The sequence below is a fragment of the Micromonospora sp. NPDC049204 genome (assembly GCF_040647935.1).
Classification (GTDB): Bacteria; Actinomycetota; Actinomycetes; order Mycobacteriales; family Micromonosporaceae; genus Micromonospora.
Window position 1 is genome coordinate 46453 of sequence record NZ_JBEZDC010000004.1, and the last position, 26829, is coordinate 73281.

Here is a 26829-nt window from a genome sequence, read left to right on the forward strand (position 1 = left end):
CACCGGCAACCCGTCGCCGCCCGCCGACGGGTTGAGCGGTGCCCGGCACCAGACCTCGCCACCGGATCTGCGGCTCGCCGGGCTCGCCGTGGCCGCCTGGCTCACCGCGCTCGCCGGCCTGCATCTCGGCACCCGATCGCTTCTGCTGGTGGCCGGGATCGCGGCCGTCCTGACCACCTGCGGCGCCCTGCACCTGCTCGATCGCCTCGGCCGTCCCCGGGCCGCCGCGCGCCGTTACGGCTGGATCGCCGTCGCGGTCGGCCTCGGTGTGGTCTGCGCGGGGGCGGCCACCGCGGCCCGGCTCGCCATCCGGGACACGCCACCGATCCGTGCCCTGGCCGAGCAGCGTGCACCGGTCACCGCTGAGGTGGTTGTCCGGGACGATCCACGCCCGATCCGCTCTGCCGGTCGGCCGGGGATGCTGCTGGTGCCGAGCGAGCTGGTCCGGCTCACCGGCCCGGACGGCCGCCGACTCCACGCGTCGGTGCGGCTGCTCGTGCTGGCCACCGACCCGGCCTGGCGTGGGCTGCTGCCCGGGCAGCGCGTCACCACCGAGGGCCGACTCGGCGTCCCCCGCGGTGGTGACCTCACCGCGGCGGTGCTCAGCACCAACGACCCGCCCGAGCGGCACGGCACGTCCTCCTGGCCGCAGCGCGCCGCCGGCACCCTGCGTGCCGGCCTGCAACGGGCCTGTGCGCCGCTGCCCGACGACCCGGGCGGGCTGCTGCCGGGGTTGGTCGTGGGGGACACCAGCCGACTGCCACCCTCCGTCGAGGAGGACTTCCAGGCCACCGGGATGACACACCTCAATGCCGTTTCTGGGAGCAATGTCGCCATTGTGGTGGGTGCGGTGTTGTTGCTGGCCCGCTGGGGTCGGGCCGGTCCGTGGCTCGCCGTCGGGCTCTGCGGGGTCGCGCTGGTGGGCTTCGTCATCCTGGTCCGTCCGTCACCGAGCGTCGTACGAGCAGCGACGATGGGGGCGATCGGGCTCGCCGCGCTGGCCGCCGGTCGTCCCCGCGCCGCACTGCCCGCGTTGGCCGCCGCCGTCACCGTCCTGGTGCTGGTGGACCCGGAGTTGGCCGGGGATCCCGGATTCGCGCTCTCCGTGCTTGCCACCGGTGGCCTGCTGCTGCTGGCCACACCCTGGCGGGACGGGTTGCGTCGGCGGGGCGTGCCGCCCGGCCTGGCGGAGGCGCTGGCCGTGCCGGCGGCCGCGCAACTTGCCTGCGGGCCGGTCGTCGCCGGGATCTCCGGCACGGTCAGCCTGGTCGCGGTGCCGGCCAACCTGCTCGCGGTGCCGGCCATCGCGCCCGCGACCGTACTGGGCGTGCTCGCGGCGATGGTGTCGCCGATCTGGCCGCCGGGTGCCGAGTTCGTCGCATGGCTGGCGAGTTGGCCGGCCTGGTGGCTGGTGGTCATCGCCCGCCAGGGCGCGCGGTTGCCGGGCGGCACCCTGCCCTGGCCGGGTGGGTTGCCGGGCGCCCTGCTGCTGACGGTGTTGACCGTCGCGCTGCTGGTCGCGGTGCGACGGCCCCTCGTGCGCCGGCTGGTGGCAGTGGTTGGCGTGGCCTCGGTGCTCGGCGCGCTTCCGGTGCGGTTGGTGTTCGCCGGCTGGCCGCCGCCGGGTTGGGTCGTGGTGGTCTGCGCGGTCGGCCAGGGCGACGCCGTGGTGTTGCCGGTCGCCCCCGGTCGGGCGGTGGTGATCGACGCCGGGCCGGAGCCGAGCGCGGTGGACGGTTGTCTGCGTCGACTCGGCGTACGCGAGGTGCCACTGCTGGTGGTCAGCCACTTCCACGCCGACCACGTGGGTGGAGTGGCCGGGGTGTTCCGGGGGCGACGGGTGGGCGCCGTGTTGGTGCCGTCCTCGACGGATCCGGAGAGCGGCCGGGACCTGGTCCGGGAGGCGGCGACTGTCGGGCGGGCCGCGCTGCTCACCACCGTGGCCGGCGCGCGCCACCCGATCGGGGGCGTCGACCTGCTGGTGCTCGGCCCGCCGTACCCGCTGGCGGGGACCAGGTCCGACCCGAACAACAACTCGCTGGTGTTGCGCGCCACGGTTGGTGGAGTGCGGATCCTGCTGCCCGGGGACGCCGAGACCGAGGAGCAGCACGCGTTGCTGACGCGGACCACGCCCGGCCAGTTGCGGGCGGACGTGTTGAAGGTCGCGCATCCGGTTCTTCCGCTAGCATACATGGCGTGACGCCGAATGCACATGCCTCCACCCCCCAAACTGGACCCCGGCCCAGGGCTCAAGCACGAGGCACAAGACCGGAGGTCGACGAAGACTTCGAATGGATCATCTACGCCCGCATCTCGGACGACCGGGAAGGGGCCGGCCTCGGCGTCAAGCGGCAGGAGCAGGACGGACGCGACCTCCACAAGCGAGCCAACCTTGGTGGTCGCATCCTCTGCATCCTCGTAGACAACGACCTCACTGCCTACGACCGATCGGGTCGCTACAAGCCCCGACCCGACTACGAACAGCTCTGCGACCTGCTCCGCGCGCGGCCCGGACGGCGGGGAGTCATCGCGTGGCACACCGACCGCCTGCACCGCACACCTCGCGAGCTTGAGGACTTCATCGACCTCATCGAGGCCACTGGCGCGCCGGTCCAGACGGTGAAGGCCGGCATCATCGACCTATCCACCGCGTCCGGGCGGATGACCGCGCGAGTGCACTGCGCCGTTGCCCGCCACGAGTCCGAGCACAAGAGCGAGCGCATCCGACGCAAGGTGGAAGAGCTGGCCGGGGCCGGCGCCATCTACGGCGGCGGCGCCCGCCCATTCGGCTACACCCGGATCTACGACGGCACCGGTCCCCGGCGCAAGATCCTGCGCGACGAGGTGAACGACAAGGAGGCCGAGGTCGTCCGCGAGCTAGCGCGCCGCGCGCTCGCCGGCGACACCCTCCGGACCCTGGTCGGGTGGCTCAACCGGAGCGGGATCACCACCAGCACTGGCCGGAGTTGGTCACAGCAGGGCCTGCGCGCCATGTTGATGTCCGGCCGCATCGCCGGCCTCCGGGAACACCGCCGCCAGGTCGTCGCCAAGGCGGTCTGGGATCCGATCATCACCGAAGAGGAACACGAGCAACTCCGGGCACTGCTCGCCAGCAACCAGCGAGCCCCCGGTTCCCGAGTGCGTGTCCACTACCCATCGGGGTTCGTCTACTGTTCCGACTGCTTCCACAAGGCCGTGAAGATGAGGGTGTGTCCGCAGCGCGGCCAGCTGCGGTACAAGTGCCTATCCGATACCGGCGGTTGCAACGGCCGATCCGTCGGGCTCGCCGACCTGGAGGAGCTCATCGGCCGGCTGATGGTCGCCAAGCTCTCCGACCCCACGACGCTACGCCAGCTGGCTGCCCGCGAGGCGGACACCAGTAGCGCGACGGCGACCGTGCTGGAGCGGATCGAGGCGGACGAGCGGCGCCTGGTTGTGCTCAAGGCCGCGCTCGACGACGAGGACGAGGAAGAACTGCCGGAGGTGGTCAGCTCCGTCAGGCAGGTGCGACGCCGGCTGAGGGATGCCCGCGTGGAGCTGGGGCGGCTCACGGGGATGCCCACCGCGGCGCAGGAGGATCTGCCAGACCTGGCGGCTCGGTGGCCCGAACTCGACCTTGACCAGAAGCGGAACCTGCTCCAGCTCTTCGTGAGCCACATCCTGATCCACCCGGCTGTCCGAGGGCTCGGGCGGTTCGATCCCCGGCGGGTCGAGGTCGTGCCCGCCGGGGCAAAACGTGCACACGTGCAGGAGGGGTCATGAGCGACACGCCAGCAAGAGTGTTGACCCCCACGACCCCCCGGGCCAGCCCGGAGGGTCTGTGCAGGTCAAGAGGGCTACAGCGCTACGTATTAGCCCTGACGTACGCATGATCTACCGACCGTCACCAGGGCGCGTTACCCGGCGATCATGGGGCGCGTACCACTAGTGATACATCGGCAGCGCCTCACATCCTGTCGACGCTGGGAATAGCGAACAGAGTGAATGTCTCATACGTGTGCAGTGCAACTTAGCCGAGGGGGCCAACCAATGATCAACAGTGACTCTCCGTATAGCTACAGCGTTTCTGCTCAGTGGGGCTCAGTGGGGCCTAGTGGGCCTCAGTGGGCCAGTCGGACTGGGTCGGACTGGGTCGGACTGAAGCTGACTGCATACGCCTGCATCACCCTGCACCCGGTTGCATGGGTGCAACGTTTTGCCTTGTGGCCGCTCGTTCCGGGGAGAACGGAGCTCCGGTGTTAGCTGGAATCAGCTGGGCTCCGCTGGGCTCAGCTGGCACCCGGCAAGCGCATCGGGACGGAACGGGAAGCAATGGGAGGCAGCGAAGATTGGCGAAGTCCAGCGTTCGTCTGCGAAATACGGTGCGTGATGGTGGCAGCGTGAACATTGGTCCCGTGAGTGCTACTCTTCCCCACAGCAACCACGGCTAACTACAGCCACGGAAGTCAGCTCTACCGTCTTCCCGGACGGGTACCAAAACGCCGATAGGGCCAGCCAACCGGCTGACCCCATCGGACCTCTTGAATCCAGTCACCGCCTCGGCGGCAACAGAGCCGGCTCATGTTCCCGCATGGCCGACCAACTGCAACCGTATCCCGTTGCAGAAGTGGCATCAAGAACGACCCCATTGAGGTCGTGAAGTGTCACACGTCGCCGGGGCCCCACTCGAAGGGGCCACCATGGCTGCTCCGAAGCAGGACAAGCGGGTAGACGCGCTCAAGCGCGCCCGCGCTGCCCAGCTCAACAAACTCATCCGCGAGGTCGACCCGAACGGCACCCTCGCCGTCGCCGACCCTGACGAACTCGCCCGGCGTGTCACCGAGCTCCGGAGCGCCCGGTACTCCGAGATGGCCCGCGCGAGCCACGCTGCCCGGCGCCGGAACCGCCTCCAGCGCGAGGCGCTGACCATGGCAATCCGGCGCGAGGCCCTGGCCGCTGCCGAGCAGGCCGCTGCCGCGGTGATCAACGCCTACGCCAAGGCCGGCGTCGCATGAGCCGCGACGAGCAGATCGACGCCTGGGTGAACGCGACCCTGAACATCCTGCCCGCGACTACCGACGAGCAGCGCACCCGCGCCGTCCGGGTCCTGGCCGCCCCGAAGAGGGCCAACACCACCGGTAAGGCCAGCCTGCGCACCCTCGTGCGCCAGGCCGCCTGAACCTGCCCCCATAACGCCATCACCCCGGTGGCGGTGGGCGCCAGACCGGGGTGATTTATCCAAAGCGGTGAATTGATGCTACAGCAGGAGACCCTCCCAGCCAACGACAGCATGCCCAACGAGATGGGCAGCGACAACGGATGGATCACTACACCACCGCCGGGCGACACGCGCCGGTGCATCGGCCCGAACGAGCAGTGCCAGCGCAACTGGTGCGACCACGTCTGGTGCGGCACCTGTGGATCGTGGGGCCGCGATACAGGCGTCGGCCCAAGCTGCGGGCACAACGCACACGCGGTGGCCGCGAAGGCTGAGGCCGAGTTCCTCCAGCAGAACCAGCTCGACCCGTACCCCTACGTCAAACTGCTCCGCGGTGGCGGCCTCAAGATGGACGCAGGAGAGCGACACGCTGTCTACACGGCCGCGGTCGCCGCTGTCGGCCCCATGCGGTCGGCGCGGCTGGGCTTCTCCGAGGCCATCGGCGAAGAATCCGGGATCCTCTGGCTGCCTCGGCGGCAACCAGAGCGGTATGACTACGTCCGCCAGTTCGACATCTACCAGGGCAGCAAGGTCGGCCGGATCCGGGACGAAGTCGCACCGGGGATGATCCTTGGCTGGACGACCGTGCGGCGCGACCTCAGCAAGTCGGCGTGCCCCCACCTGCACCGGCGGCGGGTCTTCTTCGTCAAGCCGTACGACCGTGGCGCCGCCCAGGACGACGGTCGGTACAAGCACAGCGCACCGGCCGACGCCGTTGACCCCCGAACCCTGGCCCCCGGCGAACCGGGGTTCCTCACCGAGCGCGCCTGGGGCGGGTCGCTCTGGGATCTCCGCATCAGGGCCGCGCCGACCTACGAACATCTGGTCGCCATTTGGGAGCAGGCCGCTGGGCTCGGCCAGTGGACTGATCACCTCACCGCGGTCGCGGTCGCCCGCAAGGCCGAGCTGGGGGTGTCGCGATGAGCCACATCCCCGGCCTCTCGCCGAAGATCCTGCTCGCCGCAGCCGACCAGGACATCGAGCAGTTCTTCGATCTGCTCGCCGCGTACACGCCGATCGAGTTGGTCGGCGCACTGGCCACCACCGCGTACTCCCTCGCCGTCGAGCTGTACGGCAGCCCCGAGCGAGCCCGCGAGGTGTTCGCCGCTATGGCGCTCGCCGCTGACGTCGACCAGGCCATGAGCGCCCCTCCGGTCGACGGGGACACCGAATGAGCACGGCGACCATGGCGCTCCCGCTGCGCGACTACCAGGCAGCCGCGCTCGACGCAGCGTTCACGCAGATCCTGACCGGCGACAACCGGGCGCTCATCGTCCTGCCAACCGGCACCGGCAAGTCCGTTGTGGCCGCTCACGCGGTCGCCCGGACGCAGGGACGGGTACTGCTCGTCGCGCCACGGATCGAGCTGCTCCACCAGCTCGCCGAGAAGATCCGGCTCGTCACCCCCGAGCGCACCGTCGGCCTGGTCGTCGCCGACCTCGACGAGTGCGACGCCGACGTGGTCATTGCCTCCGACGCCACCCTGCGCGTGGAGAACCGGCGCAACCGTCTCGGCCGGTTCGACCTAATCATCCTCGACGAGGCGCACCACGCGGCGGCCCCGACCTGGCTCAGCATCATCAACCACTTCGGAGGGTTCGCCGGCACCCCGACCATCGGGATGACCGCCACCCCGAGCCGACTCGACGGGAACCTCGGCGCTGCCTTCGACAGTGCCTGCTACACCCTCGACATCGCCGAGGCCATCACCCGGGGCATCCTGTCCGACCTTGAGGTCCGCGTCGTCGGCACCGACATGGACCTCGACAGCGTCACCACCCGAGGCGGGGACTTCGTCGAGAGCCAGCTGGCCGACGCCATGGAAGAGGCCGGCGTCATCCCGGTTATTGCCAAGGCGATCACCACCCACGCCGAACAGCGCCGCGGTGTCGCGTTCCTGCCGTCGATCGCCCTCGCCGAAGACCTCGCCGAGGAACTGCGCGGCCAGGGCGTCACCGCCGAGGCCGTGCACGGCGGCATGGGCCGCGACGAGCGGGCCGGGATCCTCGGCCGGCTCCGCGGCGGTGACACCCAGATGGTCACCAACTGCGCCATCCTCACCGAGGGCTTCGACCTGCCGGAGCTCGACCTGGTCGTCATGGCCAGGCCAACGAAGAGCGCCGGGCTGTTCACCCAATGCGTCGGGCGAGGCCTGCGGCGCGCTCCCGGCAAGGCCAGCTGTCTGCTCCTCGACGTGGTCGGCGTCTCCGGCTCCCACGGCATCGTCACCGCGGTGTCGCTCGGCCTGGCGCCCAAGCAGGTCACCGCGGCCGGGGCACCGGAACGGACCGTCGGCGACGGCGGCGGTGACGAGCCCACGCTCAAGCTCGCCCGCTACTCCGGCACCGTAACCCTGACCAGCACGCTGCGCTGGACCCCGGTCGGCGACGGCGCGTTCGCGCTGCCCGTGAGGAAGAACGTCTACGCCCTGCTCGTCGAGGAAGCGGACGGGTGGGCGGTGCTGGCCGCGAGCAGCGAGATGAGCACCTCCGGCATCTGGCCCCTCGTGTCTGGGCTAGACCTCGACAGCGCCAAGAGCGTCGCCGAAGAGCGGGTGGGGGAGAGGGCTCGGGCCTTCGCGTCCTCAGCGGCGCAGTGGCTCGCCCGGCCGGTCACCGATCCGCAGAAGCGGGTGCTGACCCGGCTCGGTCTGCCGGTGCCCGGGACCTCCGGTGAGGCCTCGGCTGCGATCAGCGCGCACGAGGCGGAGAAGTTCGTCAACCGGTACCGCGTGAGCGGCGCATCAGTGCAGGGGGTCGCCGCGTGAGCATCGATACCGACGATCTGGAAACCGCCACGCTCGACGATCTCGACCACGTCGAGGCCCCGGAGCAGTCGTGGACTACCGGGCCGCACCTGCGCCCCTACAAGGCAGCAGCAGCGGTCTACTGGGCCGCTGGCTGGCGGGGCGTCCTGCCACTGCCTGCGCGGCGGAAGTCGAACCCGCCGGCGGGGTACACCGGGTACGCCGGCGAGGACCCGTCCTACCCCGACGTCATGACGTGGACCGAGATCCGGCCGAACGGCAATATCTGCCTGCGGCTGCCCCCCGGCGTCATCGGTATCGACGTCGACGACTACGGCACGAAGAGTGGCGGGCAGGAACTGGCCAACCTTGAGGTCCGCCTCGGGCCCCTGCCGGCCACCTGGATCTCGACAAGCCGCGACGATGGCACCTCAGGCATCCGGCTGTTCCGGGCACCGGCGGAACTGGTCTCCTGGGTCAACCCCGGCAGCAGCATCGAGATCATCCACGCCGGTTGGCGGTACATGGTCGCGGCGCCGTCGTTCCACGAGACCACGGGCAAGACCTACCGCTGGGTAACCCCAGACGGGCAGCCAGCGGACCGAGTGCCTGCGGTCGACGAGCTGCCGGCAATTCCCGACGCGTGGTCACATGAACTTGGCTCCAACCAGCCGCCCGCGGCCAAGGAAGACCTCGACGACGAGGCGGCCAGCGACTGGCTCCGTGCCCTGCCCAGCGGCGAGCAATGCCGCATCGTCAGCCGCACCGCCGGGCGGTGGATCACCGCCGTGCGCTCCGGCGGTGGACGCCACGACGCCATGCTCCAGGGCAGCCGTGCGCTCGTCATGCTCGGCGCGGAGGGCCACCTCGGCTCCATCCCCGCGCTCGCCGACCTGCGACGCATCTTCCTCAATGCGGCCCGCGACGACCCCCGGCGGGCGGTGGCGTCAGAGTGGGCGCGAGCCCTTTCCGGCGCTATCCGCCTCGCCGCGAAGAAGCACCCCACGCCGCGACCGCGATGCGGGTGCAACCCCAGCGCCTGGCAAGACGCGGACACCACCGACGCGCCGGCGGCAGCCTCGGGCGACGGTGGGTCCACCGGTGATGCCGGCGGCATCACCCCGGACACCGAGAAGCCGAACACCGAGTACCGAACCCACGACGACATCGGCAACGGCAACCGGCTGCTCGACCTCTACGGGCACAGGTTCCGGTACGTCACCGACGACCAGGTGTGGCGCATCTGGGACGGCCACCGGTGGGACACCGACCAGCACAACCGAGTCCAGGAAGCCGCCAAGGGCGTCGCCCAGTACATGGTCGACCACGAAGTCGAGCAGCTGGTGGCCTCCGACCCCGACCAGCCAAGCGCGCCCGAGGGATACCCCAAGGCGCTCGTCGGACCGCTCAACGTCTGGATGGAGACCGAGCCGGGCGACGCTCTGAGCTGGATCGCCGAGGACTCTGCCCGGGTCAGCTGGGCAGCGGCCTGGTGGAAATGGCACGCGGCCGACCAGGCTGCCGGTGCGCTGCGCAAGTTCGCCAAGAAGTGCCGGGACATGCCCCGGCTCAACGCCATGGTCAAGGCAGCCAGCTCCATCCCCGCGCTGGCCACCAGCAGCGACGCCTTCGACCAGCCCGGGACCGGGCTACTCAACGTCCTCAACGGCACCCTCGACACCAACACCGTCGAGCTGCGACCACACGCACGCGGAGACATGCTGACCAAGGTCGCGCCGATCAAGTACAACCCCCACGCCCGGGCGCCGATGTGGCAGAAGTTCCTCAAGGACAACCTGCCCGACAAGGACGGCGACCAGGGCGCCGGCGCCGAGACCCGCCGGTACCTCCAGAAGCTCGCCGGCTACATGCTCACGGGCAAGGCCAACGAGAAGCTGATGGCCTACCTCTACGGGCCCAGCGACACCGGCAAGTCCCTGTTCGTCGCCGTGCTGCTGGCCATGCTCGGACCCGACTACGCACTCGCTGCCGCCAAGGGGGTCCTCGCCCCGCGGGGGCACGGAGACGACGGCCGAGATCCTGACCGGCACGACATGGCAGGCACTCGCCTCGTCACCACCTCCGAGTCGCGCCCCGGTGAGCCGATGGATGAGGCGCTCGTCAAGGCGCTCACCGGACGTGACGGGCAGCGGAGCCGGGGCAACTACGCCCGAGGCAACGAGTCGTGGACGCCCGAGATGCTGCTGATGGTCTGCTCCAACCAGCTGCCGCGAATCACCGGCGACGACGACGCGATCTGGACCCGCATCAAGGTCATCCCGTTCGACATTCAGTTCCTCGCCGGCGACCCCCGGCGCGACGACCAGCTCCAGGCGAAGATCGTCGCCAGCGAGCTGGAGGGCGTACTGGCCTGGGCGGTCGAAGGGCTGCGGCTGTACCGCCAGGAGGGACTCGCCGACCCGGCCGCGGTCCGACTCGCCACCGAGAGGTTCCGCTCGGACTCCGACGGCGTTGCGCGGTTCATCGGCGACGGTGCTGACGACGGGAAGCTTCTGGTCGGTGAGGGGGAGTGGACGGAGCGCACTGCTCTGTACACGGCGTACAGCCGGTGGGCGAACGAGGCCGGGGTCAAGTACCCGCTGGCCCGGGACCGCTTCTATACCCGGATGGAGCACCTCGGCTACGTGCAGCGCAAGAGGGAGGGCAAGCGAGGGTTCGCCGGCCTGTCCGTCATCCCGTCGACCTCGTGGGTGGGCGGGTTCCGTGACAACCCCTGGTGACCGGGCCTGCCCCGCCGCTGCCCCGTCCCCGGCGTGGGGCAGGAGGGCAGCGAGCAGCGCAAACGCCAATTGCCCCAACTTGTCCACCTGCCCCGTCCTTGCCCCGGACCAAAACCCTCTGACCTGCAACAACAACCCCTTCGGGGCAGAAGGGGCAGCTTTCTTCAACAACTTCATTCAAACAGGCAATACAAAGATCGTTGATCTTCTAAAAGGCACTCACCAGAAGAGAAAGGGATTTGCCTGCCCCGTCTGCCCCGTCAGGGCTTCTTTCGGGAAGTACCCGCAGGTCACGGCGCTTCTGCTGACGGGGCAGGGACGGGGCAGGCGGTCTGCCCCGTCGGAACTGACCAGGAACGCATCTCGAACCGAAGGAGTCTCGATGCCCAGTCCTACGACCGACCGCGTCGTCCGCTGCCGGTACAAGCGCCGCAACGACGAGATGTGCACCGCGGCGGCGGTAGAGCCCGACGGCGACGTGTTGCTGTGCACGAAGCACCTGGCTCGCGCCATCACCCTGATCCGAGTTGCTACCGCAAGGAGCGCCAAGTGACGTTGACCATCGCCTTCATCGCTCTGCTCGGTTTCGCCGCGTTCGTCGCGTGGCTGGTCCGGCGGCCTGCCGCCAGCGCGGCTCAGGTCGAGAAGATGCGCCGGCTCGTCGCCGATCTGACTGATCTGACCGATCGTCTGGACCGGCTGAAGTACACCGACGGCCGGGGTTCGGCCTCACGTTCCGATTCCGGGGTCACGTCTGATAACCCCACTTCCCGTACCTGAGAGACGGGATCAACAAGGAGGTAGACCGGACCATGACCGCCGTTCCCGGTCACGCCCTGCGCGTGGTGGTCGCCACCCTCGACCCGGGCGCTTGGTGGACTGGATCGAACAGGAATCCCACGACACCACCACACGCACCCGTTAAGAAGAATTATCGGGCTTGATCAACAGGAGTGTTGACCATGAACAGCGACACCATCAGCGCATCGGGGGGTGACATCCTCCCCGCCCGGGTTATCACCACCGACCGCCGGATCGCCGGCTACATCGCCGCGTTCCTCCGCATCCAGGCCAGCCCGAACACCGCCCGCTCCTACGGGTACGGCCTCAACTCATGGATGGCCTACTGCGACCGGTACGGACTGAACCCGCTCGACGTTCGCCGCGCCCACGGGCAACTGTGGGAAGCCGAGATGCGCGACGAGGGTTTGTCCGACGGCACCCGCGCGAACCGGATGTCCGCCGTCAGCTCCTGGTACCGGTGGCTGGCCGAGAACGACATCGACTACCGGTCCAACCCGGCCGAGCCCGGACGCCGTCGGCCCAAGGCCAACCCCCAGCAAACCCCGGCCCTGTCCAAGGAACAGATGGTGGTGCTGCTCGACGCCGCCGACGCCGACGGGCCCCGGTCCGCCGCGATCGTGTGGACACTCGTCACCACTGGCATCCGCGTTGCCGAACTCCTCAGCGCCGACCTTGAGGACGTGGGCTACGACGACGGACACCCGATCCTCAACATCGTCGGCAAGGGCGGCAAACGGCGTACCCCGGTGCTCGTCCCGCCGACCGTGCAACGGATCGAGGCGTACCGGGCCACCCGCGCCGACGACACCCGGCTCCCCGCCCGCATCGTCGGCGCCCGACCACGCCGGCCGCTCATCGCCACCGCCACCGGCCGCCGCGTCGACCCACGCACCATCGGCCGTACCCTCCGCAAGCTCGCCCGCCGCGCTGGTCTGCCCGACGCGGTGATCGACCACCTCGGCCCGCACGTGGCTCGGGCGACGTACGTGACGCTCAACCTGGCCGCAGGAAAGCCACTTCAAGCCGTGCAAGCCGCGGTTGGCCACTCCAGCCCCATCACCACCCAGGGGTACGACCGCTCCCACCTCGCGGCCGACACCCACCCGAGCTACGCCCTCATGAACGTGATCGCCACAACCCGCGCCACTGCTCAGACTCGGGAGTAGACGTTGAACCACCCCTCGAACCTGCATGCCGCCGCGAACTGCTGGTCGTTGCGTCGATCCTGGGCGGCTCTCCGCGATACAAACTCGGCCGCCGCGACAGCAGGGGATTTTGATGGGCTCCGCTCACCCCTGTACGGCGTTCGGCACGCCAGCGGTGGGCACGCCGACCCGGTCCCCAGCCTGAGCAGCTCCGGGAGCCGCTACGGCCGGGCCACGGACATCGTCCGGGAGAACGTCGACCAGGCGTACTGGCTGTGCGCCAGCTCTCTACGCCACGGCGCGCTCACCACCGGTCCGGCGCTGGCGGTCATCGGGAAGGCCATCGCCGGCCTCAATCCGTCCACCGCCGGCGAGGTGGCGCGCTACCTCGCCGATGCCGACCAGGCCGCACGCCGCACCCTAGGTGTCGACTCCGATTACTGGGGACCACTGCCGGGCAACCCGCCCTGCCCCGGCTGCGGCGTTCGGCTACTCCGCGCGCGGACTTCCGCGCCCACCTCCGGCGACTGGCCGATCGTCTGTGCAGCGGGCTGCCTCTGCTCCGGCATGGCCTGCCCTTGCGGCATGGCGGACCGCACCCCGCGGGTTGCTCACATCTGGGACAGCGCCTGGGCTCGCGTCACACTCGGTCTTGACGCCACCGCGCGAGGGGAGACGACATGCCGCTGACTCTCAACCCAACCGCGCTACCCCGTGACCTCGACGGCCACGAGTACGGGACCGCTGGCCAGCTCGCCCAGCTGCTCACCTCGCCCGAGCGGGCCATCACCGCCGATCGGATCCGCGACTGGGCCCGCCGATCTCGGCGCCCGGGCGATCGGCTGCACGGCAAGCTGCCCGCCATCCACGTACCGGGCCACCGGACTGGGAACTCGTATTACCGGTTGACCGATGCCGCCCAGGTGGAACTCCTCACCCGCCCTCCGCAGGTGCTACCGTTGATCACACGCTGACATCGCGGGCGAAGACTGCCCGCAGCGCGAACCGAAGGCCCGCCACGGTGCGGGCCTTTCGCATGCCCGGAGGTGGGAGGCTGCGCCCCGGACGCAACACCGCCACCCGCGACCGGCACCGGGCGCTCATCGCCCGCAGCACCCCGCCCTGCCACCTCTGCGGTGAACCCATAGATTTTCTGCTCACCGTCGTCGCCGGTGAGCACGGACAGAAATGCCCCGGCGCCGCCAAATGCGCAGGCTGCGTACCCCACCCCATGCGCTACGAAGTCGACCACGTCATCCCCCGCAACCGCGGCGGCACCGACGACCTCAGCAACAAGCGCGCCAGCCACCGGACCTGCAACCGCGCGAAAAGCGACCGGCTCGACGGCGGCCCGGTGCTCAGGCGATCGGGAAGTCTCGCTCGACCTCGATGAGGGAGGGGGAGGTCCCCGCCCCCCGGAGGCCAAGGGGTGTCCCGGCGTAGGCGGGCTCCCTCCCCGGCCCTTTTTCCACTTGATGGAGGTGACCATGCCACCGCGTGCACGTAAGGCGGCCCCGCTGCGGGTGGTCGCTGCTGGCGAGACTTCACCGAAGCCTGCGAAGCCGAAGACGGTCACCGAGGCGGCCGACAAGGGCACGCCCCGGGAGTTGCTGGTGGCGATGCGTTCCCGGATCGCCACGGCTGTTGAGGATCCGAACACTCCGGCCCGGGATCTGGCGGCGTTGACGAAGCGTTTGACCGAGGTGATGAAGGACATAGAGGCGATCGACGCCCGGGACGACCAGGAGGCGGAGCGTGCCGGTCCGGTCGCGGACGAAGCGTTCGACGCGCAAGCTATCTGAGGTTGCCCGGCACGTGGTGCTGCCGTCCGGTGTGGTGTCGACTGGCTGGCCGGCGGTGCGGGAGAAGTGCCGGGAGTTCGGAGACGCCTTCGATGAGTGGCAGGACGGCGCGGGCAGGGCGATCCTCGGCAAGCGCGCCGACGGGGTGTACGCCGCCACGATCGGCGGGGTGGTGCTCTCCATTCCCCGGCAGGTGGCGAAGACGTTCCTGGTCGGCCGGATCATCTTCGCCCTGTGCGTGTTGTTCCCTGGCTTCAAGGTGTTGTGGACGGCGCACCGTACGCGAACGTCGTCGATGACGTTCAAAAACCTGCAAGGGTTCGCCCGGCGGAAGAAGGTCGCCCCGTACATCGCGTCGATTCGGACGACGAACGGGGAGCAGGAGATCCTGTTCCGGAACGGTTCCGTGATCATGTTCGGAGCGAGGGAGCAGGGGTTCGGCCGCGGCTTCGACGAGATCGACGTTGAGGTGTTCGACGAGGCGCAGATTCTCACCGAGAAGGCGCTTGAGGACATGGTGGCCGCGACGAACCAGTCCCGGCACGAGTCAGGCGCGTTGTTGTTCTACATGGGCACCCCACCCCGGCCGATCGACCCGGGTGAGGCGTTCTCGTCGAAGCGGGCGAAGGCGTTGTCGGGCGACTCCGACGACATGGTGTACATCGAATGCTCTGCCGACGAGGACGCCGACCCGGACGACCGGGAGCAGTGGGAGAAGGCGAACCCGTCGTTCCCGGACCACACACCGCTGGTGTCGATGCTGAGGCTGCGCGAGAACCTGTCGTCGGACGAGGGCTGGCTGCGCGAGGGCTTGGGCATCTGGGACACGGTCAAGGGCTCGGGGGTGCTGCCGGCTCCGTCGTGGCGGGACCAGGGCGACGAGCTGTCGATGGCGACCGACCGGTTCGCGCTGGGTGTGGAGTGCGGCCCCGATCTGGCGTGGGCGTCGGTGGCCCTGGCCGGGCAGCGAGCTGACGGGCAGTGGCATTTCGAGCTGGACGACGACCAGCACACCCGGGGCCGCGGTGTGGGGTGGCTGGTGCCGCACCTGGCGGCGACGGTGGCGGCGAATCCGCAGATCCGCGCGGTGGTGGTGGATGTGGGCGGTCCGATCGCCGCCCTGTTGGAGCGCCGCAACGAGCGGTGGTATTTCAAGGACACCAAGCTTGAGGTGACACCAGTGAGGGTCGTCGAGCTGGGTGCCGGTTGCGCGCGGGTGTTGGACGGGATCGTGACGGGCTGGCTGCACCACATCGGCCAGCCGCAGTTCAGCTCGGCGGCCTTGTCGGCGGGTAAGCGTGCCCTCGGCGACACGGGCATGTGGGTTTGGTCGCGGAAGACGGCGGAGAGCGACATCACGCCGATTCAGGCGGGCACGTTGGCGCTGATCGGCGCGCAGAACACACGGGTGAGGAAACCGCACCGGTCTGGTGTGGGACGTAGCGGCGGCAACCGGAGGGCGGTGGTTTTGTGATGGACACAGTCACCCTGCCGGGCGTCTCCGACGACGAGCACCGCACCCTGAACGCGTTGTTGGCGCGGCTGGGGGCGAAGACGCAGCGCAACGAGCTGCGCTCGGCGTACTACGACATGAAGAGCGTGGTACGCCTGGTCGGGTCGGTGATCCCGCCCAACTATTGGCGGCTGGGCATCGTGCTGGGCTGGTCGGGTAAGGCCGTCGACATCCTGGCCCGACGCTGCAACCTCGACGGGTTCGTGTGGGCCGACGGTGACCTTGACGACCTCGGTATGCGCGAGGTGTGGGAGGGCAACCGCCTCGGGTCGGAGGTGTCGCAGGCGCTGATCTCGTCGCTGATCCACTCGACGGGGTTTGCGGTGAACACGGTCGGCGGCGACGGCGAGCCCGACGCGCTGATCCATTTCCGCGACGCTCTGAACGCGACCGGCGAGTGGAACCCGCGCACCCGCCGGCTGGCGAACCTGTTGTCGGTGAACGCCCGCAGCGACGAGGGCCAGGTGACTGCGCTGGCCCTGTACCTCGACGGCCGGACGATCGTCGCGGATAAGGATTCGTCGGGCTGGTCGGTGGACGTGCAGGAACACGCGTGGGGTGTGCCGGCGGAGCCGCTGCCGTACAAGCCGCGGTTGGGTCGCCCGTTCGGATCCAGCCGGATCAGCCGCGAGGTCATGAACTTGCAGGATCAGGCAACCCGGGCGCTGATCCGCCTTGAGGCCCACTCGGACATTTACGCGATTCCCGACTTGTGGCTGCTCGGTGCCGACGAGTCGATTTTCAAGAACGCTGACGGGTCGTTGCGGGCGGCGTGGCAGGTCGTGATGGGTCGGCTGAAGGCCATCCCCGACGATGATGACGCCACCCAGCCGCGGGCGGATGTGAAGCAGTTCCCCGCCAGCTCGCCGGAGCCGCACCTGGCGGCGTTGAACGCGTACGCGAAGATGTTCGCCCGGTCCGCGTCGCTGCCGGACACGGCGGTCGCGATCACCGACATGGCGAACCCCATCTCGGCGGAGGCGTACGACGCGTCGCAGCATGAGCTGATCGCCGAGGCTGAGGGCGCAACGGACGACTGGGCGCCGTACCTGCGTCGGGCCACGATCCGGGCACTGGCCATGCAGAACGGCGTCGCCGCGGACAGCATCCCGCCGGAGTGGGCGACCATCGATACGAAGTGGCGCGACCCTCGGTACCTGAGCCGAGCGGCGCAGGCCGACGCGGGCATGAAGCAACTGACGGCCGTGCCATGGCTGGCCGAAACTGAGGTCGGGCTGGAACTGCTCGGCTTGGACCGGCAGCAGATCGACCGGGCGCAGGCGGACCGGCGGCGGGCGCAGGCCCAGCAGCGCACCACCCTGTTGGCGTCTGCGGCGCAGGCGGCCCGCCAGGATCCGGCGCTGGCCGCGTTGGAGCGCACCGGCCCGGAGGATGTCGGTGGCGACGCCGGCTGACGTGGTCGCGTTCCGGGCCGCTCAGACGGACGTGGTGGCGCTGGCGTTGGCTGACCTGCTCGACTGGTGGCGGCGAATCGCCCCAGCATCCACGGACGCCCTGGTCGCCGCCTTGGAAGCGTTCCTACCGGACCTGGTCGCCGCGCACGGCGACGCCGCCGCTTTGGCTGCCGCTGACTGGTTCGATGACATGCGGTTGCAGGCGGGCGCGCCGGGCCGGTTCCGGGCGGCGATGGCGTCACCGGTGGGGCAGGAGCAGGCGGCGGTGGTGGCCCGGTGGGCGGCCGGCCCCCTGTTCTCGGCCACCCCGGACCGGGCGCAGGTGTTAGCGAACCTGTCTGGCGCCGCGCAGCGTCTGGTGTTGCAACCGGCGCGGCGGACGATCGCTGACAGTGTGCGCCGTGACCCGGCTAAGGCGCGGTGGGCGCGGGTGCCCGGACGGTCGGATCCGTGCCGGTTCTGCCGGATGCTCGCCTCACGCGGTGCGGTGTACCACTCGCAGGCGACCGCCGGTGGCATGGACCGCTGGCACGGCAAGTGCGGGTGTGTTCCGACGCCGGTGTGGCCGGGCGAGCGGGAACCGTACGACGTTGACGCCCTGGTCGAGCAGTACAACGCCGACCAGGCGCAGGCGCGGGCGCGAGCCTCCGCCAACTGACTTCCCGCCGCACGGCGGGGGCATCCCATCCAACCCTGCCGGGTCTGCCGCATGGCGGTCCGGCTATCCCGCACGGGAGATCACCTGATGTCCGAAGACAGCACCGTCCAGCCCGGTCCGACCGTCCAGCCCGCGCCTGCACAGGCGCCGGAGGCGAAGCCGGACGAGATCGACTGGAAGGCCAAGGCCCGCGACTGGGAGCGCAAGGCGAAGGCGAACGCCGACGCCGCGAAGCGCCTCGGCGAGATCGAAGAGGCGCAGAAGTCCGAGGCGGACAAGGCAGCGGAGCGGCTGGCGAAGGCCGAGCAGACCGCCAGGGACGCCGAGGCTCGCGCGCTGCGCCGCGAGGTGGCCATCGATCACAAGCTGTCCAAGGACGACGCGGCCCTGCTCGACTCGATCACCGACGAAGACGCAATGCGCCGACTCGCTGAGCGGCTCGGCCAGCAGGCCCAGGACCGCAGGAAGCAAGGCAACCACGTGCCCCGCGAGGGCAACAACCAGCACCCCGACAAGAACAGCGACATGCGCGCGTTCGCGCGGAACCTGTTCGGCAACGTCGACTGACGTCCTCAGGAGGACACCGTGGCATCACTGGCGACGGGATCCCTCACGATCCCCAAGCAGAAGCTGAGCCCCTGGCTCGGCAAGATCAAGGGCGGCTCGTGCGTCGCCACCCTCTCGGCCGCAACCCCGATGACCTTCGGTGAGGGCGAGTCGTGGACCTTCGACATCGGCGAGGCCGAGTACGTCGCTGAGGGCGGACAGAAGGGCGCTTCGACGATCACGCCGACGAGCAAGCCCGTCAAGCCCTACAAGTTCCACAAGACCCTCCGCATGAACGAGGAAGTCCTGTGGGCGGACGAGGACCGGCAGCTTGAGGTTGTTGACGACATCCTCGACCTCATCCAGCCGGCGCTGTCCCGCGCGCTCGACTTCGGGGTGTTCCACGAGATCAACCCCACCGGCGGCGCCGTCGTGGCGGCCATGAACGGCGGCCTGACGGACACAACGAACCTCGTCGAGTACGTCGCCGCCGACAAGCCCTACGTGAGCCTTGACGCGGCCGACGCGTTGGTGCTCGCCGACGGGTACGTGCCGCGTGACATCGCGGTGGACCCCACCTACGCGTCGAAGTTTTCGGCCCTGCGTGGCACGAACTCTGAGCAGAAGATGTACCCGAACTTCCGTCTGGGCACTGAGGTTTCGGAGCTGGACGGGCACCGCGCCTCGGTGTCGAACACGGTCCGCGGCACGGGCGTCCTCGCGGTCGACACGAAGGTGCTCGGCTTCGTCGGCGACTTCTCCGCGATCCGCTGGGGTGTGCAGAAGAGCATCGGCTTGGAGGTCATCCGCTACGGCGACCCGGACGGCGGCGGCGACCTCAAGCGGAACAACCAGGTCGCATTCCGCGCCGAGGTCGTCTACGGCTGGGGCATCGCGGACCTGAACGCCTTCGCCAAGATCCACGACCTGGTCTGAGAGGGGCTGACCTGATGGCTCGCTACACGCACATCGTCAGCGGCGCTCGGGTGTCGGTCCGTGACGACAAGGTCATGGACTCTTCCTGGCTGCCCTCCGCCGAGGGCGACTCTGCCCCGGCCGCCGAGGGTTACGAGGCGATGAAGGTCCCCGACCTGCGGGCGGAGATCGACCGGCGCAACGCCGACCGCGACGAGGCAAACCGGGTGTCCGCCAAGGGGCAGAAGCCGGACCTGATCGCGGCGCTCAAGGCCGACGACGACGCCCACACTGGGCAGTGACCGCGAAGGGGACGACCCGTGGCCGAGGTCATCGAGGTGTCCGACCTGCCGGAGGCTCTGCGGTCGGCGGAACTGGTCGACGTGCTGGTTGCCGGCGCGAACGCGAAGGCCGCCCGGGTCGCCCCCTGCCTGGCGTCCACTGATCCGGCCCCCACGGCGGGCCAGGTGGCGGAGGCGAAACTGATCCTCTTGGGTGCGGTGAAGCGGTGGGTTGAGGCCGGATCGGGGGCGCTGCAACAGCAGACCGCCGGCCCGTACTCAGTCACCGTCGACACCCGCCAGCGGTCAGGTTTCAACCTGTGGCCGTCGGAGATCGCGGCGCTACAGGAGTTGTGCCGCACGTCCGGGCCGGCGGCGGCCTTCTCCATTGACACCGCCCCCGGCGGCGGTGTCGCGCATTCCCTCATCTGCTCGGTGAACTTCGGGGCCGCGTACTGCTCGTGCGGCGCGGATCTGACCCTCGCAGGCCCGCTGTACGAGGTGACCGAGTGAGGTTCGCCTACGGGGAGACGGCGACGGTGCTGCGTGCGCCGCTCACCGACGCCCCGTACGGCAACCAACAGCGCGACTGGGGCAACGCGACCAGCACCCTGCTTTTGGGGTGGGGGTTCGCGCCCCGCACCAGCGACGAGGACACGGCGACCGGCTCTGAGGGTGTAATCGTCGGCTTGACCGGCTTCGGGCCGCCCGGGTCCGACGTGCTGCCCACGGACCGGATGGAAGTTCGGGGCGTGGTGTACGAGGTGGTCGGCGAGGTGGGCGAGTGGCGTTCCCCGCTGACCGGCTGGCGCCCCGGCGTGGAAGTCGCGTTGCGGCGGGTCTACATCGCGGAGGAGTGACATGCAGTACGCCGTGCTGCCGGACGTCGACCAGGCGCTCGTCGACTACCTCCGCACCCATCCAACGCTGACCCCGCTGCACGGCGGACGGGTCGGCACCCGCCTGGCGGCGGGCACCACACCGGCGGTGCGGGTGACATCCCTGGGCGGTGTTCAGCCGTGGCCGTGGGAGGGACTGCCTGAGTACCAGGTCGAGTGGTGGGGCGGCACCGACCTGCAAACCAAAACCCTGGCCCGCACGGGTGAGGCCGCCCTGTGGGCGTTCCTCGGCCCGATGCCGGGCGGCCGGGTGACTGGCGTCGCCGTGCCGCTGTCGCAGTTGTGGTCGCCCGACGAGTCGACCAACCGACCCCGTTTCATCAGCCAAGTTCAGTTCCGAGTTCATCCGGAGGAATCGTGAGCGACCCGATCGCTACCAGCGACATCCCGTTCGGCGAGCCGGGCCGCGGCGTCTACGCCTTCCGCAAGGGCGACCGCGTCCCCGCCGGCCTGGTCGAGGAGAACGGCTGGCAGGACTTCGTGTCCGGCGCCGGCAGCAAGGCCGCCACCGAGGCGGTCGCCGAGCGGACCGGCGAGCAGCCGGCCACCACCACCAGCAAGAAGGGCTGAGCGCACGGCCACCAACACTGTCGCCCCGGGCCAGATCAAGACCGGCCCCGGGATCATCCGGTACGCGCCGCTGGGCACCACGATCCCCACGTTCACGGCGACCGCCAGCAAGGTCACCGGCACGTGGACGACGTGGCTGGACGTCGGCGCGACCGACGGCGGCATGACGTACTCAGAGTCGGTGGACACCTCCAACATCACCGTTGCCGAAAGCCTCTACCCGGTGCGGATCGTGACGACCGGCAAGTCCGGGTCGGTGTCGTTCACCATGAACCACCTGTCGGACATCAACTGGAAGCTGGCCATGAACGGCGGCACCATCACCACGTCGGGCACCGGCGCGACGAAGCTGAACGCGTACGTGCCGCCCCTGGTCGGCACCGAGGTTCGGATGATGCTGGCGTTCCAGTCGCTGGACGACGACGAGGTCATCGTCTGGCCGCAGGTGTTCAACACCGGCAGCGTCGAGGTGGAGCGCGGCACCTACGAGACGAAGGCCGGCCTGCCGGTCGAATTCTCGGTGGAGCTGCCCGACCCGGCGATCCTGACCACCCCGTACAAGCGGTGGACGTCCGGTTCCCTGGCGCAGGGCATCTGATGGGCAGCCTGGGCACGTTCGGCGCCGCGCTGCGCGAGGCCGACCCGTACGCCGAGAAGGACTCGTTCGACTTCTGCGGCGAGCAGTTCGTGGTGCACGGCCGGATCCCGCCAATGCTGATGCTGCAACTGGGTGCCGCCGCCTCCGGGAAGATCGAGGAGATGGAGGGCCTGGCCGCGATCTGGGAGGCGATGCGCTGCTCTCTGACCGCCCCAGAGCGCAAGCAGATGGAGCCCGACCCGGAGACGAACGGGCAGACCATGGTGGAACGCACCGTGGAGGCTGACGCCGCCGAGTTCCAGCGGTTCTACAAGCTGGCCGTTGCCAGCTACGTGGACTTGGAGGAGCTGATCCGGCTGGCCATGGTGCTGTTCGAGGCGCAGGCCGGCCGCCCTACCGTGCAGCAGCCCGTCTTGCAGGTTGGGCCGCTGCCAACTTCGACGAGTTCGAATGGGTCTGTCTCCGTACACCCGGCCTTGCAGGACATGACCCCGGTCGACCGGGTCTTGGCTGGCTGAACAGCGTCTCCCCGCGGCTGCTGTTCAACCTGATCTACATGCATTTGCGGTCCCTGGCAGAGCACGGGGAGAAGTGCACCGAGAAGAACGGGTGCGCCGCCGGTTGCGAGGTCAAGCATCTCGACGAGTCGCTGCGGGCACCGCTGACGGCAGCCGACGCGGCCGAGGACGAGCGGTTAACGGCCAGGGCCGCGGCGGTCCTGGCCGGTGACATCTGAACAAGGGGGTGGGTCGTGCGGATGGATTCCAGGCGGATTCGCCCCGAGGTGCTGGCGGCACTGTCACAGGTGCCGGAGGTGACCCGGCAGGTGCGGGAGGTCGCGAACGCGATCCGCCGTGACGCCCGCCGGCTGGCGCCGCGCCAGACCGGGCAGCTTGCCCGGTCGATCAGCGTGGAGCGGGTGTACGACCCGTTGACCCGGCGGGTGGGGTTCATCGTCGGGTGGGGGCCGCGCGGCTGGTACGGGTGGTTGGTCGAGTCGGGCACCGAGGATCAGGAGCCACGTCCGCATCTGGTGCCGGCGGCAATCGCACATGGTGCGGTCGCGGTGCGGGGTGATCGCTGATGTCGGTGCTGCGGGCGGCGTATGTGCCGGTGGAGCCGCAGACGGACCGGTTCGAGCCGATGCTGCGGGCGAAGCTGCGGCGCATCGACGTGTCAAAGGAGGGTTCCCGGGTCGGCGGCACCTTCGCGAAGGGGTTCTCGGACCGGGGTGGGGCGTTCGCCACCGCCGCGGCGACGATCGCGGCGAGGGCAACGCTGATGGGGTCGGCGGTCGCGTCAGCCGCCCCGGCGGTGGCGCAACTGGGTGCGGCGTTGGCGCCGGCCGCTGGTGCGCTGGTGGCGATGCCGGCGGCAATGGTCGCGGTGAAGGTCGCCGCGGGCACCCTGAAGCTGGCCACGGCCGGGGTAAGCGAAGCGATTCAGACTGGGATCACCGGGTCGGCGAAGGAAGCCGCGAAGGCGATGGAGGGTCTGCCTGCGGGTGCGGCGACGTTCGCCCGGTCGATCATCGGGTTGAAGGGGAAGCTCAACGACCTCCGTTCGTCGGTGTCGAACAGCTTCTTCGCCGGCATCAACGAGGAGATCGGTGTCCTCGGCAAGGTGTATCTGCCGGCGGTGTCGCGGCAGTTGCCCAAGATCGCCGCGTCCCTGGGGGGCTTCGCGGAAAACTTCCTCCGCGCGGCGAATCAGGGGCCGCTGCTCGCCGGCTTGAACGCCACCTTGGCCGGCACCGCCCGCGGTCTGGCTGTGGCGAACGATGCGGTGCGTCCGCTGACGGACGCGTTCGGAAACCTGCTGCTCACGGGTGCTCCGATGCTGCAACGGCTGGGCACCGGGTTCCGGAATGTCGCGACCGACGCGGCGGGGTTCGTGAACGAGGCCGCGAAGACGGGGCAGTTGCGTGCCTGGTTGCAGGGCGGCCTCGACACGCTCCGCACGCTCGGCGGGGTTGTGGCGAATGTCGGCAGCATCTTCGGCTCGGTGTTCTCAGCCGCCACCTCGGGCAGCGGGAACCTGCTCACGAACCTACAGAAGATCACCGGGCAGGTGGCCGCGTTCCTGAAGTCGGCGCAGGGCTCGTCGGCGATGACGACCCTGTTCGGCACCCTGTCCACCTTGGGTGAGTCGCTGTGGCGCGCGCTGTCGGCGGTGCTTCCGGCGGTCGCGCAGAGCGTCCAGGCGCTGCTGCCATCGCTGGGGACGTTGGCGCCGGTGTTCGCCGACCTGGTGATCGCGGTCGCGCCGCTGCTGCCGTACTTCGCGCAGATGGCGGCGATGGTCTTGACCGCGCTGGTGCCGGCGGTGGCCGCGCTGGCGTCCTGGTTGATCCGCAACCAGGACGCGATGAAGGTGTTCGCGGTGGTGCTCGGTGGGGTGCTGCTCGCGGTGAAGGCGTTCGCGCTGTACGCGAATGCCGCGGCCATCGCTACAACGGTGTGGTCGGTGGCGACGAAGGTCGCCGCGGCGGCGTCGAAAATCTGGACCGGGGTGCAGTGGCTGCTGAACGCGGCCCTGACGGCGAACCCGATCGGCTTGGTCGTGGTGGCGATCGGCCTGCTCGTCGGCGCGGTGATCCTGGCGTACAAGAATTCCGAGACGTTCCGTGACGTCGTGTCGGCGGCGTGGGCGGGTGTGAAGATCGCCATAGCTGCGGTCGGCGCGTGGTTCGTGGGCACCCTGTGGCCGTCGCTGAAGGCAGCGTTCGGGCAGCTCATGGAGGTGGCGAACTTCCTGTGGCGCAACGTGATGCAGCCGGCCTGGGCGGGGATCAGTTACGCGATCCAGGCCGCGTGGGTGGTCATCCAGGTCGTTTTCGCCGCGTTCAAGCTGTACTTGACGAACGTGCTGTTCCCGGCGATTCAGTTCCTGTACGAGAACGTCGTCAAGCCCGTGTTCAATGCGGTCGCGTCACGGATCTCGGAGGTGTGGAACAACGGGATCAAGCCGGTCTTGTCCGCGCTGGGTGGGTTCATCTCGAACCATGTGGCCCCGGCGTTCCGCACGGGTGTCAGTGCGATCGCCGCCGCCTGGGACAAGCTGAAGGAAGCCGCCGCCGCGCCGGTGCGCTTCGTCGTCGACCAGGTCCTCAACAAGGGCATCATCGGTTCCATCAACTGGCTGGCGTCGAAGGTGGGCGTGAAGGACCGCATTCCCACGATCAGTTGGGGCGGCGCCGGCGGCAGCACGGCGAAGGCTGCGCGCACACCTACCGGTCGGGACAACGCCGACCACCTGGGCGATGGGTACGGCCGCGGTGACGGCAAGGGCATCGGCGACGGCCTCGGGTCGTTGTTGACCAACCCGGCGAAGTGGCTGGGTGACCGGATTGGCCTGGGCGGCATCGTCGGGAAGTTCGGCAGCAACCCGTTCTCGAAGATGGTCACGGGCGCCGCGGGCAAGGCGAAGGACTTCGCGTTGGAGCGGGTCCGCACGCTGGCCGGTGAACTGCTCGGCGGGTCCGGTGGCGGGTCGGTGGGTGCGGGTGGTCTGCGGTCGGGCATCGCCGGGGTGTTGGCGTCGTTGCGCTCGACGTTCGGGTCGGTGCCGCTGATCTCGGGTGTGCGGGCCGGGGCGCGGACCTTGTCCGGCAACGTCTCCTACCACGCGAGCGGCCGGGCGGTTGACCTCGCGCCGGTGGAGGCGTGGGCGCGGTATCTGCACGACACGTACGGGCCGCAACTCAAGGAACTGATCACCCCGTTCCCGCAGTACAACCTGCACAACGGCAAGCCACACAAGTACACGGGTGCGGTGTGGAACCAGCACAACTTTGCTGGCGGCAATGCGCACGTGCACGCGGCGATGGCGCGCGGCGGCACGATCACGGAACCGATCTTCGGCGTCGGCCAGTCGGGGCGCACCTACTCGTTCGGTGAGGGCGGCCGGCACGAGTCGGTGGTGCCCCATGGACCGATGCGCGGCGGGTCGGTGGTGTCGGAGCTGCGCAGCCTGCGCGCCGAGGTGGCGTCGGCAATGGGCGGAGGCCCGCTCATCGGCTCGGTGACGCTGGCCCCGTCGTCAGATTCGGCGCGGGACCAGATCGACGAGTTGGTGTTCGCGCTGCGCCGAATCCGACGCGGGGGTGTGTATGCGGGACCGTGAATGGTCGCTGACCTACCCGGGCACCTCGCTTACGTGGGGGCCACACGACCTGCCGGTATCGAACGCGACGTGGCCGGACCTGGGCGATCCGGGGCTGCGCCTCGACGACGTGGACCGGCCCCGCGGCGATGGGGTGCTGTTCGGCGCCGACTATCGGGGTGGCCGCACCATCGCGTTTGAACTGGTGATGCGCGCCGACACTGAGGCGGCGGTGCGGGACGTCGCCGCCGACGTTGAAGCGGCGTGGCGGGGTGACGTGGTGCGGCAGACGCCGGGGGCGGTGGCCGAGCTGCGGGCGCGGTACGCCGGCCGGGAACGGGTGATCTACGGGCGTCCGCGCCGCTGCGCGGTGGACTACCGGTTCGCCAGCCAGGGGGTGGTGTCGGCGGTCGCCGATTTCGCCACCACCGGCGACTGCTGGTTCGGGTCGACCGTGCAGTCGGTGACGGCGGCCCTGGCGGCGGGCTCGGGTGGCGGGCTACTCGCCCCCCTGTCCGCGCCGTTGACGTCGACGAGCACATCGGACCGGTCGGTGGCGGCGATCGTGGCCGGCCGGCTACCGGCGTGGCCGGTCATCACTATCCAGGGGCCGGTCACCACACCGGTCGTGGAGCTGGTCGGGTTGTGGCGCATCGAGCTGCGAACCACCCTCGCCTACGACCAGTCGGCGGTCATCGACACCCGCCCGTGGGTGCTGTCGGTGCTGCGCTCCGGCGGCGGTTCGCTCGCCGGGGCAGTGTCGCCGCACTCCTCGCGGCTCACCGACATGAGCATCCCGCCGGGCACGTGGGAGGTCGCGTTCCGTGGCGTCGATGAGACGGGCACGTCGACAGCGTCAATCACCTGGCAGGAAACACATCCGGGACTTTAGGCA

31 protein-coding genes and 1 pseudogene are annotated in these 26829 nt (G+C 69.6%); 31 read left to right on the top strand and 1 reads right to left on the bottom strand.

Features of this window, described 5'->3' with window-relative positions; translation table 11 throughout:
• Positions 1 to 31: 31 nt before the first annotated feature.
• The 13 genes and pseudogenes from AB0A90_RS09250 to AB0A90_RS09310 form a co-directional block, all read left to right on the top strand.
• Positions 32 to 2170: pseudogene (locus AB0A90_RS09250) on the top strand (ComEC/Rec2 family competence protein); the annotation flags it as partial.
• A gap of 26 nt (positions 2171 to 2196) precedes the next feature.
• Entirely contained in the window at positions 2197 to 3762 is a 1566-nt protein-coding gene (locus AB0A90_RS09255; RefSeq protein WP_357244256.1) for a recombinase family protein, read from the top strand.
• 917 nt (positions 3763 to 4679) lie between these two features.
• Entirely contained in the window at positions 4680 to 4994 is a 315-nt protein-coding gene (locus tag AB0A90_RS09260; protein WP_357244258.1) for a hypothetical protein, read from the top strand.
• Entirely contained in the window at positions 4991 to 5158 is a 168-nt protein-coding gene (locus tag AB0A90_RS09265) for a hypothetical protein (RefSeq protein WP_357244261.1), read from the top strand. The genes AB0A90_RS09260 and AB0A90_RS09265 overlap by 4 nt, the downstream gene beginning before the upstream one ends.
• A 75-nt stretch (positions 5159 to 5233) precedes the next feature.
• Positions 5234 to 6121: a DUF6009 family protein gene (locus AB0A90_RS09270; protein WP_357244264.1), complete on the top strand. Its 888-nt coding sequence runs from the start codon at positions 5234 to 5236 to the stop codon at positions 6119 to 6121.
• Positions 6118 to 6372 (top strand): hypothetical protein, encoded by a 255-nt coding sequence (locus AB0A90_RS09275; RefSeq protein WP_357244267.1) that lies wholly within the window; start codon positions 6118 to 6120, stop codon positions 6370 to 6372. The genes AB0A90_RS09270 and AB0A90_RS09275 overlap by 4 nt, the downstream gene beginning before the upstream one ends.
• The gene (locus AB0A90_RS09280; protein WP_357244270.1) at positions 6369 to 7964 is read left to right on the top strand and encodes a DEAD/DEAH box helicase; all 1596 of its coding nucleotides are present in this window, start codon (positions 6369 to 6371) and stop codon (positions 7962 to 7964) included. The genes AB0A90_RS09275 and AB0A90_RS09280 overlap by 4 nt, the downstream gene beginning before the upstream one ends.
• On the top strand, positions 7961 to 10684 hold the full coding sequence (locus AB0A90_RS09285; protein ID WP_357244273.1) for a phage/plasmid primase, P4 family: 2724 nt from the start codon (positions 7961 to 7963) through the stop codon (positions 10682 to 10684). The genes AB0A90_RS09280 and AB0A90_RS09285 overlap by 4 nt, the downstream gene beginning before the upstream one ends.
• Before the next feature lie 382 nt (positions 10685 to 11066).
• On the top strand, positions 11067 to 11237 hold the full coding sequence (locus tag AB0A90_RS09290) for a hypothetical protein (RefSeq protein WP_357244276.1): 171 nt from the start codon (positions 11067 to 11069) through the stop codon (positions 11235 to 11237).
• Positions 11234 to 11464: a hypothetical protein gene (locus AB0A90_RS09295; protein ID WP_357244278.1), complete on the top strand. Its 231-nt coding sequence runs from the start codon at positions 11234 to 11236 to the stop codon at positions 11462 to 11464. The genes AB0A90_RS09290 and AB0A90_RS09295 overlap by 4 nt, the downstream gene beginning before the upstream one ends.
• A 182-nt stretch (positions 11465 to 11646) precedes the next feature.
• On the top strand, positions 11647 to 12654 hold the full coding sequence (locus AB0A90_RS09300; protein WP_357244281.1) for a tyrosine-type recombinase/integrase: 1008 nt from the start codon (positions 11647 to 11649) through the stop codon (positions 12652 to 12654).
• A gap of 3 nt (positions 12655 to 12657) precedes the next feature.
• Positions 12658 to 13323 (top strand): hypothetical protein, encoded by a 666-nt coding sequence (locus AB0A90_RS09305; protein ID WP_357244284.1) that lies wholly within the window; start codon positions 12658 to 12660, stop codon positions 13321 to 13323.
• On the top strand, positions 13314 to 13607 hold the full coding sequence (locus AB0A90_RS09310) for a hypothetical protein (RefSeq protein ID WP_357244287.1): 294 nt from the start codon (positions 13314 to 13316) through the stop codon (positions 13605 to 13607). Before AB0A90_RS09305 ends, AB0A90_RS09310 begins: the two co-directional genes overlap by 10 nt.
• Here AB0A90_RS09310 and AB0A90_RS09315 read toward each other — a convergent pair.
• On the bottom strand, positions 13597 to 13779 hold the full coding sequence (locus AB0A90_RS09315) for a hypothetical protein (protein WP_357244289.1): 183 nt from the start codon (positions 13777 to 13779) through the stop codon (positions 13597 to 13599). The two genes, AB0A90_RS09310 and AB0A90_RS09315, sit on opposite strands and share 11 nt — an antisense overlap.
• Before the next feature lie 85 nt (positions 13780 to 13864).
• On the opposite strand from AB0A90_RS09315, the gene AB0A90_RS09320 reads away from it, so the two are divergent.
• From AB0A90_RS09320 to AB0A90_RS09405, 18 genes are all read left to right on the top strand, one after another.
• Complete coding sequence (locus AB0A90_RS09320) at positions 13865 to 14026, top strand: HNH endonuclease signature motif containing protein (protein ID WP_357244292.1); 162 nt, start codon at positions 13865 to 13867, stop codon at positions 14024 to 14026.
• Between the two features lie 88 nt (positions 14027 to 14114).
• A complete protein-coding gene (locus AB0A90_RS09325) occupies positions 14115 to 14435 on the top strand; it encodes a hypothetical protein (protein WP_357244295.1) in 321 nt (106 codons plus the stop codon).
• Between the two features lie 13 nt (positions 14436 to 14448).
• Positions 14449 to 15909 (top strand): hypothetical protein, encoded by a 1461-nt coding sequence (locus AB0A90_RS09330; RefSeq protein ID WP_357244298.1) that lies wholly within the window; start codon positions 14449 to 14451, stop codon positions 15907 to 15909.
• Positions 15909 to 17363: a phage portal protein gene (locus AB0A90_RS09335; protein ID WP_357244302.1), complete on the top strand. Its 1455-nt coding sequence runs from the start codon at positions 15909 to 15911 to the stop codon at positions 17361 to 17363. The genes AB0A90_RS09330 and AB0A90_RS09335 overlap by 1 nt, the downstream gene beginning before the upstream one ends.
• Positions 17347 to 18021: a hypothetical protein gene (locus AB0A90_RS09340; RefSeq protein ID WP_357244305.1), complete on the top strand. Its 675-nt coding sequence runs from the start codon at positions 17347 to 17349 to the stop codon at positions 18019 to 18021. The genes AB0A90_RS09335 and AB0A90_RS09340 overlap by 17 nt, the downstream gene beginning before the upstream one ends.
• A gap of 87 nt (positions 18022 to 18108) precedes the next feature.
• The gene (locus AB0A90_RS09345) at positions 18109 to 18588 is read left to right on the top strand and encodes a hypothetical protein (RefSeq protein WP_357244309.1); all 480 of its coding nucleotides are present in this window, start codon (positions 18109 to 18111) and stop codon (positions 18586 to 18588) included.
• Between the two features lie 18 nt (positions 18589 to 18606).
• A complete protein-coding gene (locus AB0A90_RS09350) occupies positions 18607 to 19503 on the top strand; it encodes a phage major capsid protein (RefSeq protein ID WP_357244312.1) in 897 nt (298 codons plus the stop codon).
• 14 nt (positions 19504 to 19517) lie between these two features.
• Positions 19518 to 19784: a hypothetical protein gene (locus AB0A90_RS09355; RefSeq protein WP_357244315.1), complete on the top strand. Its 267-nt coding sequence runs from the start codon at positions 19518 to 19520 to the stop codon at positions 19782 to 19784.
• An 18-nt stretch (positions 19785 to 19802) separates the two neighbouring features.
• On the top strand, positions 19803 to 20276 hold the full coding sequence (locus AB0A90_RS09360) for a hypothetical protein (RefSeq protein WP_357244318.1): 474 nt from the start codon (positions 19803 to 19805) through the stop codon (positions 20274 to 20276).
• The gene (locus AB0A90_RS09365) at positions 20273 to 20623 is read left to right on the top strand and encodes a hypothetical protein (protein WP_357244321.1); all 351 of its coding nucleotides are present in this window, start codon (positions 20273 to 20275) and stop codon (positions 20621 to 20623) included. Before AB0A90_RS09360 ends, AB0A90_RS09365 begins: the two co-directional genes overlap by 4 nt.
• 13 nt (positions 20624 to 20636) lie before the next feature.
• Complete coding sequence (locus tag AB0A90_RS09370; protein ID WP_357244324.1) at positions 20637 to 21023, top strand: hypothetical protein; 387 nt, start codon at positions 20637 to 20639, stop codon at positions 21021 to 21023.
• Complete coding sequence (locus tag AB0A90_RS09375) at positions 21020 to 21232, top strand: hypothetical protein (protein ID WP_357244327.1); 213 nt, start codon at positions 21020 to 21022, stop codon at positions 21230 to 21232. Before AB0A90_RS09370 ends, AB0A90_RS09375 begins: the two co-directional genes overlap by 4 nt.
• Before the next feature lie 163 nt (positions 21233 to 21395).
• Positions 21396 to 21830 (top strand): hypothetical protein, encoded by a 435-nt coding sequence (locus AB0A90_RS09380; RefSeq protein ID WP_357244330.1) that lies wholly within the window; start codon positions 21396 to 21398, stop codon positions 21828 to 21830.
• Positions 21830 to 22348 carry a hypothetical protein gene (locus AB0A90_RS09385; RefSeq protein ID WP_357244333.1) on the top strand — a complete coding sequence of 173 codons (519 nt, stop codon included), beginning with the start codon at positions 21830 to 21832 and terminating at the stop codon, positions 22346 to 22348. Before AB0A90_RS09380 ends, AB0A90_RS09385 begins: the two co-directional genes overlap by 1 nt.
• Positions 22349 to 22386: 38 nt before the next feature.
• Complete coding sequence (locus tag AB0A90_RS09390) at positions 22387 to 22566, top strand: hypothetical protein (protein ID WP_357244336.1); 180 nt, start codon at positions 22387 to 22389, stop codon at positions 22564 to 22566.
• A gap of 21 nt (positions 22567 to 22587) precedes the next feature.
• Positions 22588 to 22914 (top strand): HK97-gp10 family putative phage morphogenesis protein, encoded by a 327-nt coding sequence (locus AB0A90_RS09395; RefSeq protein WP_357244339.1) that lies wholly within the window; start codon positions 22588 to 22590, stop codon positions 22912 to 22914.
• Entirely contained in the window at positions 22914 to 25955 is a 3042-nt protein-coding gene (locus tag AB0A90_RS09400) for a hypothetical protein (RefSeq protein WP_357244341.1), read from the top strand. The genes AB0A90_RS09395 and AB0A90_RS09400 overlap by 1 nt, the downstream gene beginning before the upstream one ends.
• Complete coding sequence (locus tag AB0A90_RS09405) at positions 25942 to 26826, top strand: hypothetical protein (RefSeq protein WP_357244344.1); 885 nt, start codon at positions 25942 to 25944, stop codon at positions 26824 to 26826. Before AB0A90_RS09400 ends, AB0A90_RS09405 begins: the two co-directional genes overlap by 14 nt.
• The last annotated feature ends 3 nt before the right edge of the window (positions 26827 to 26829 follow it).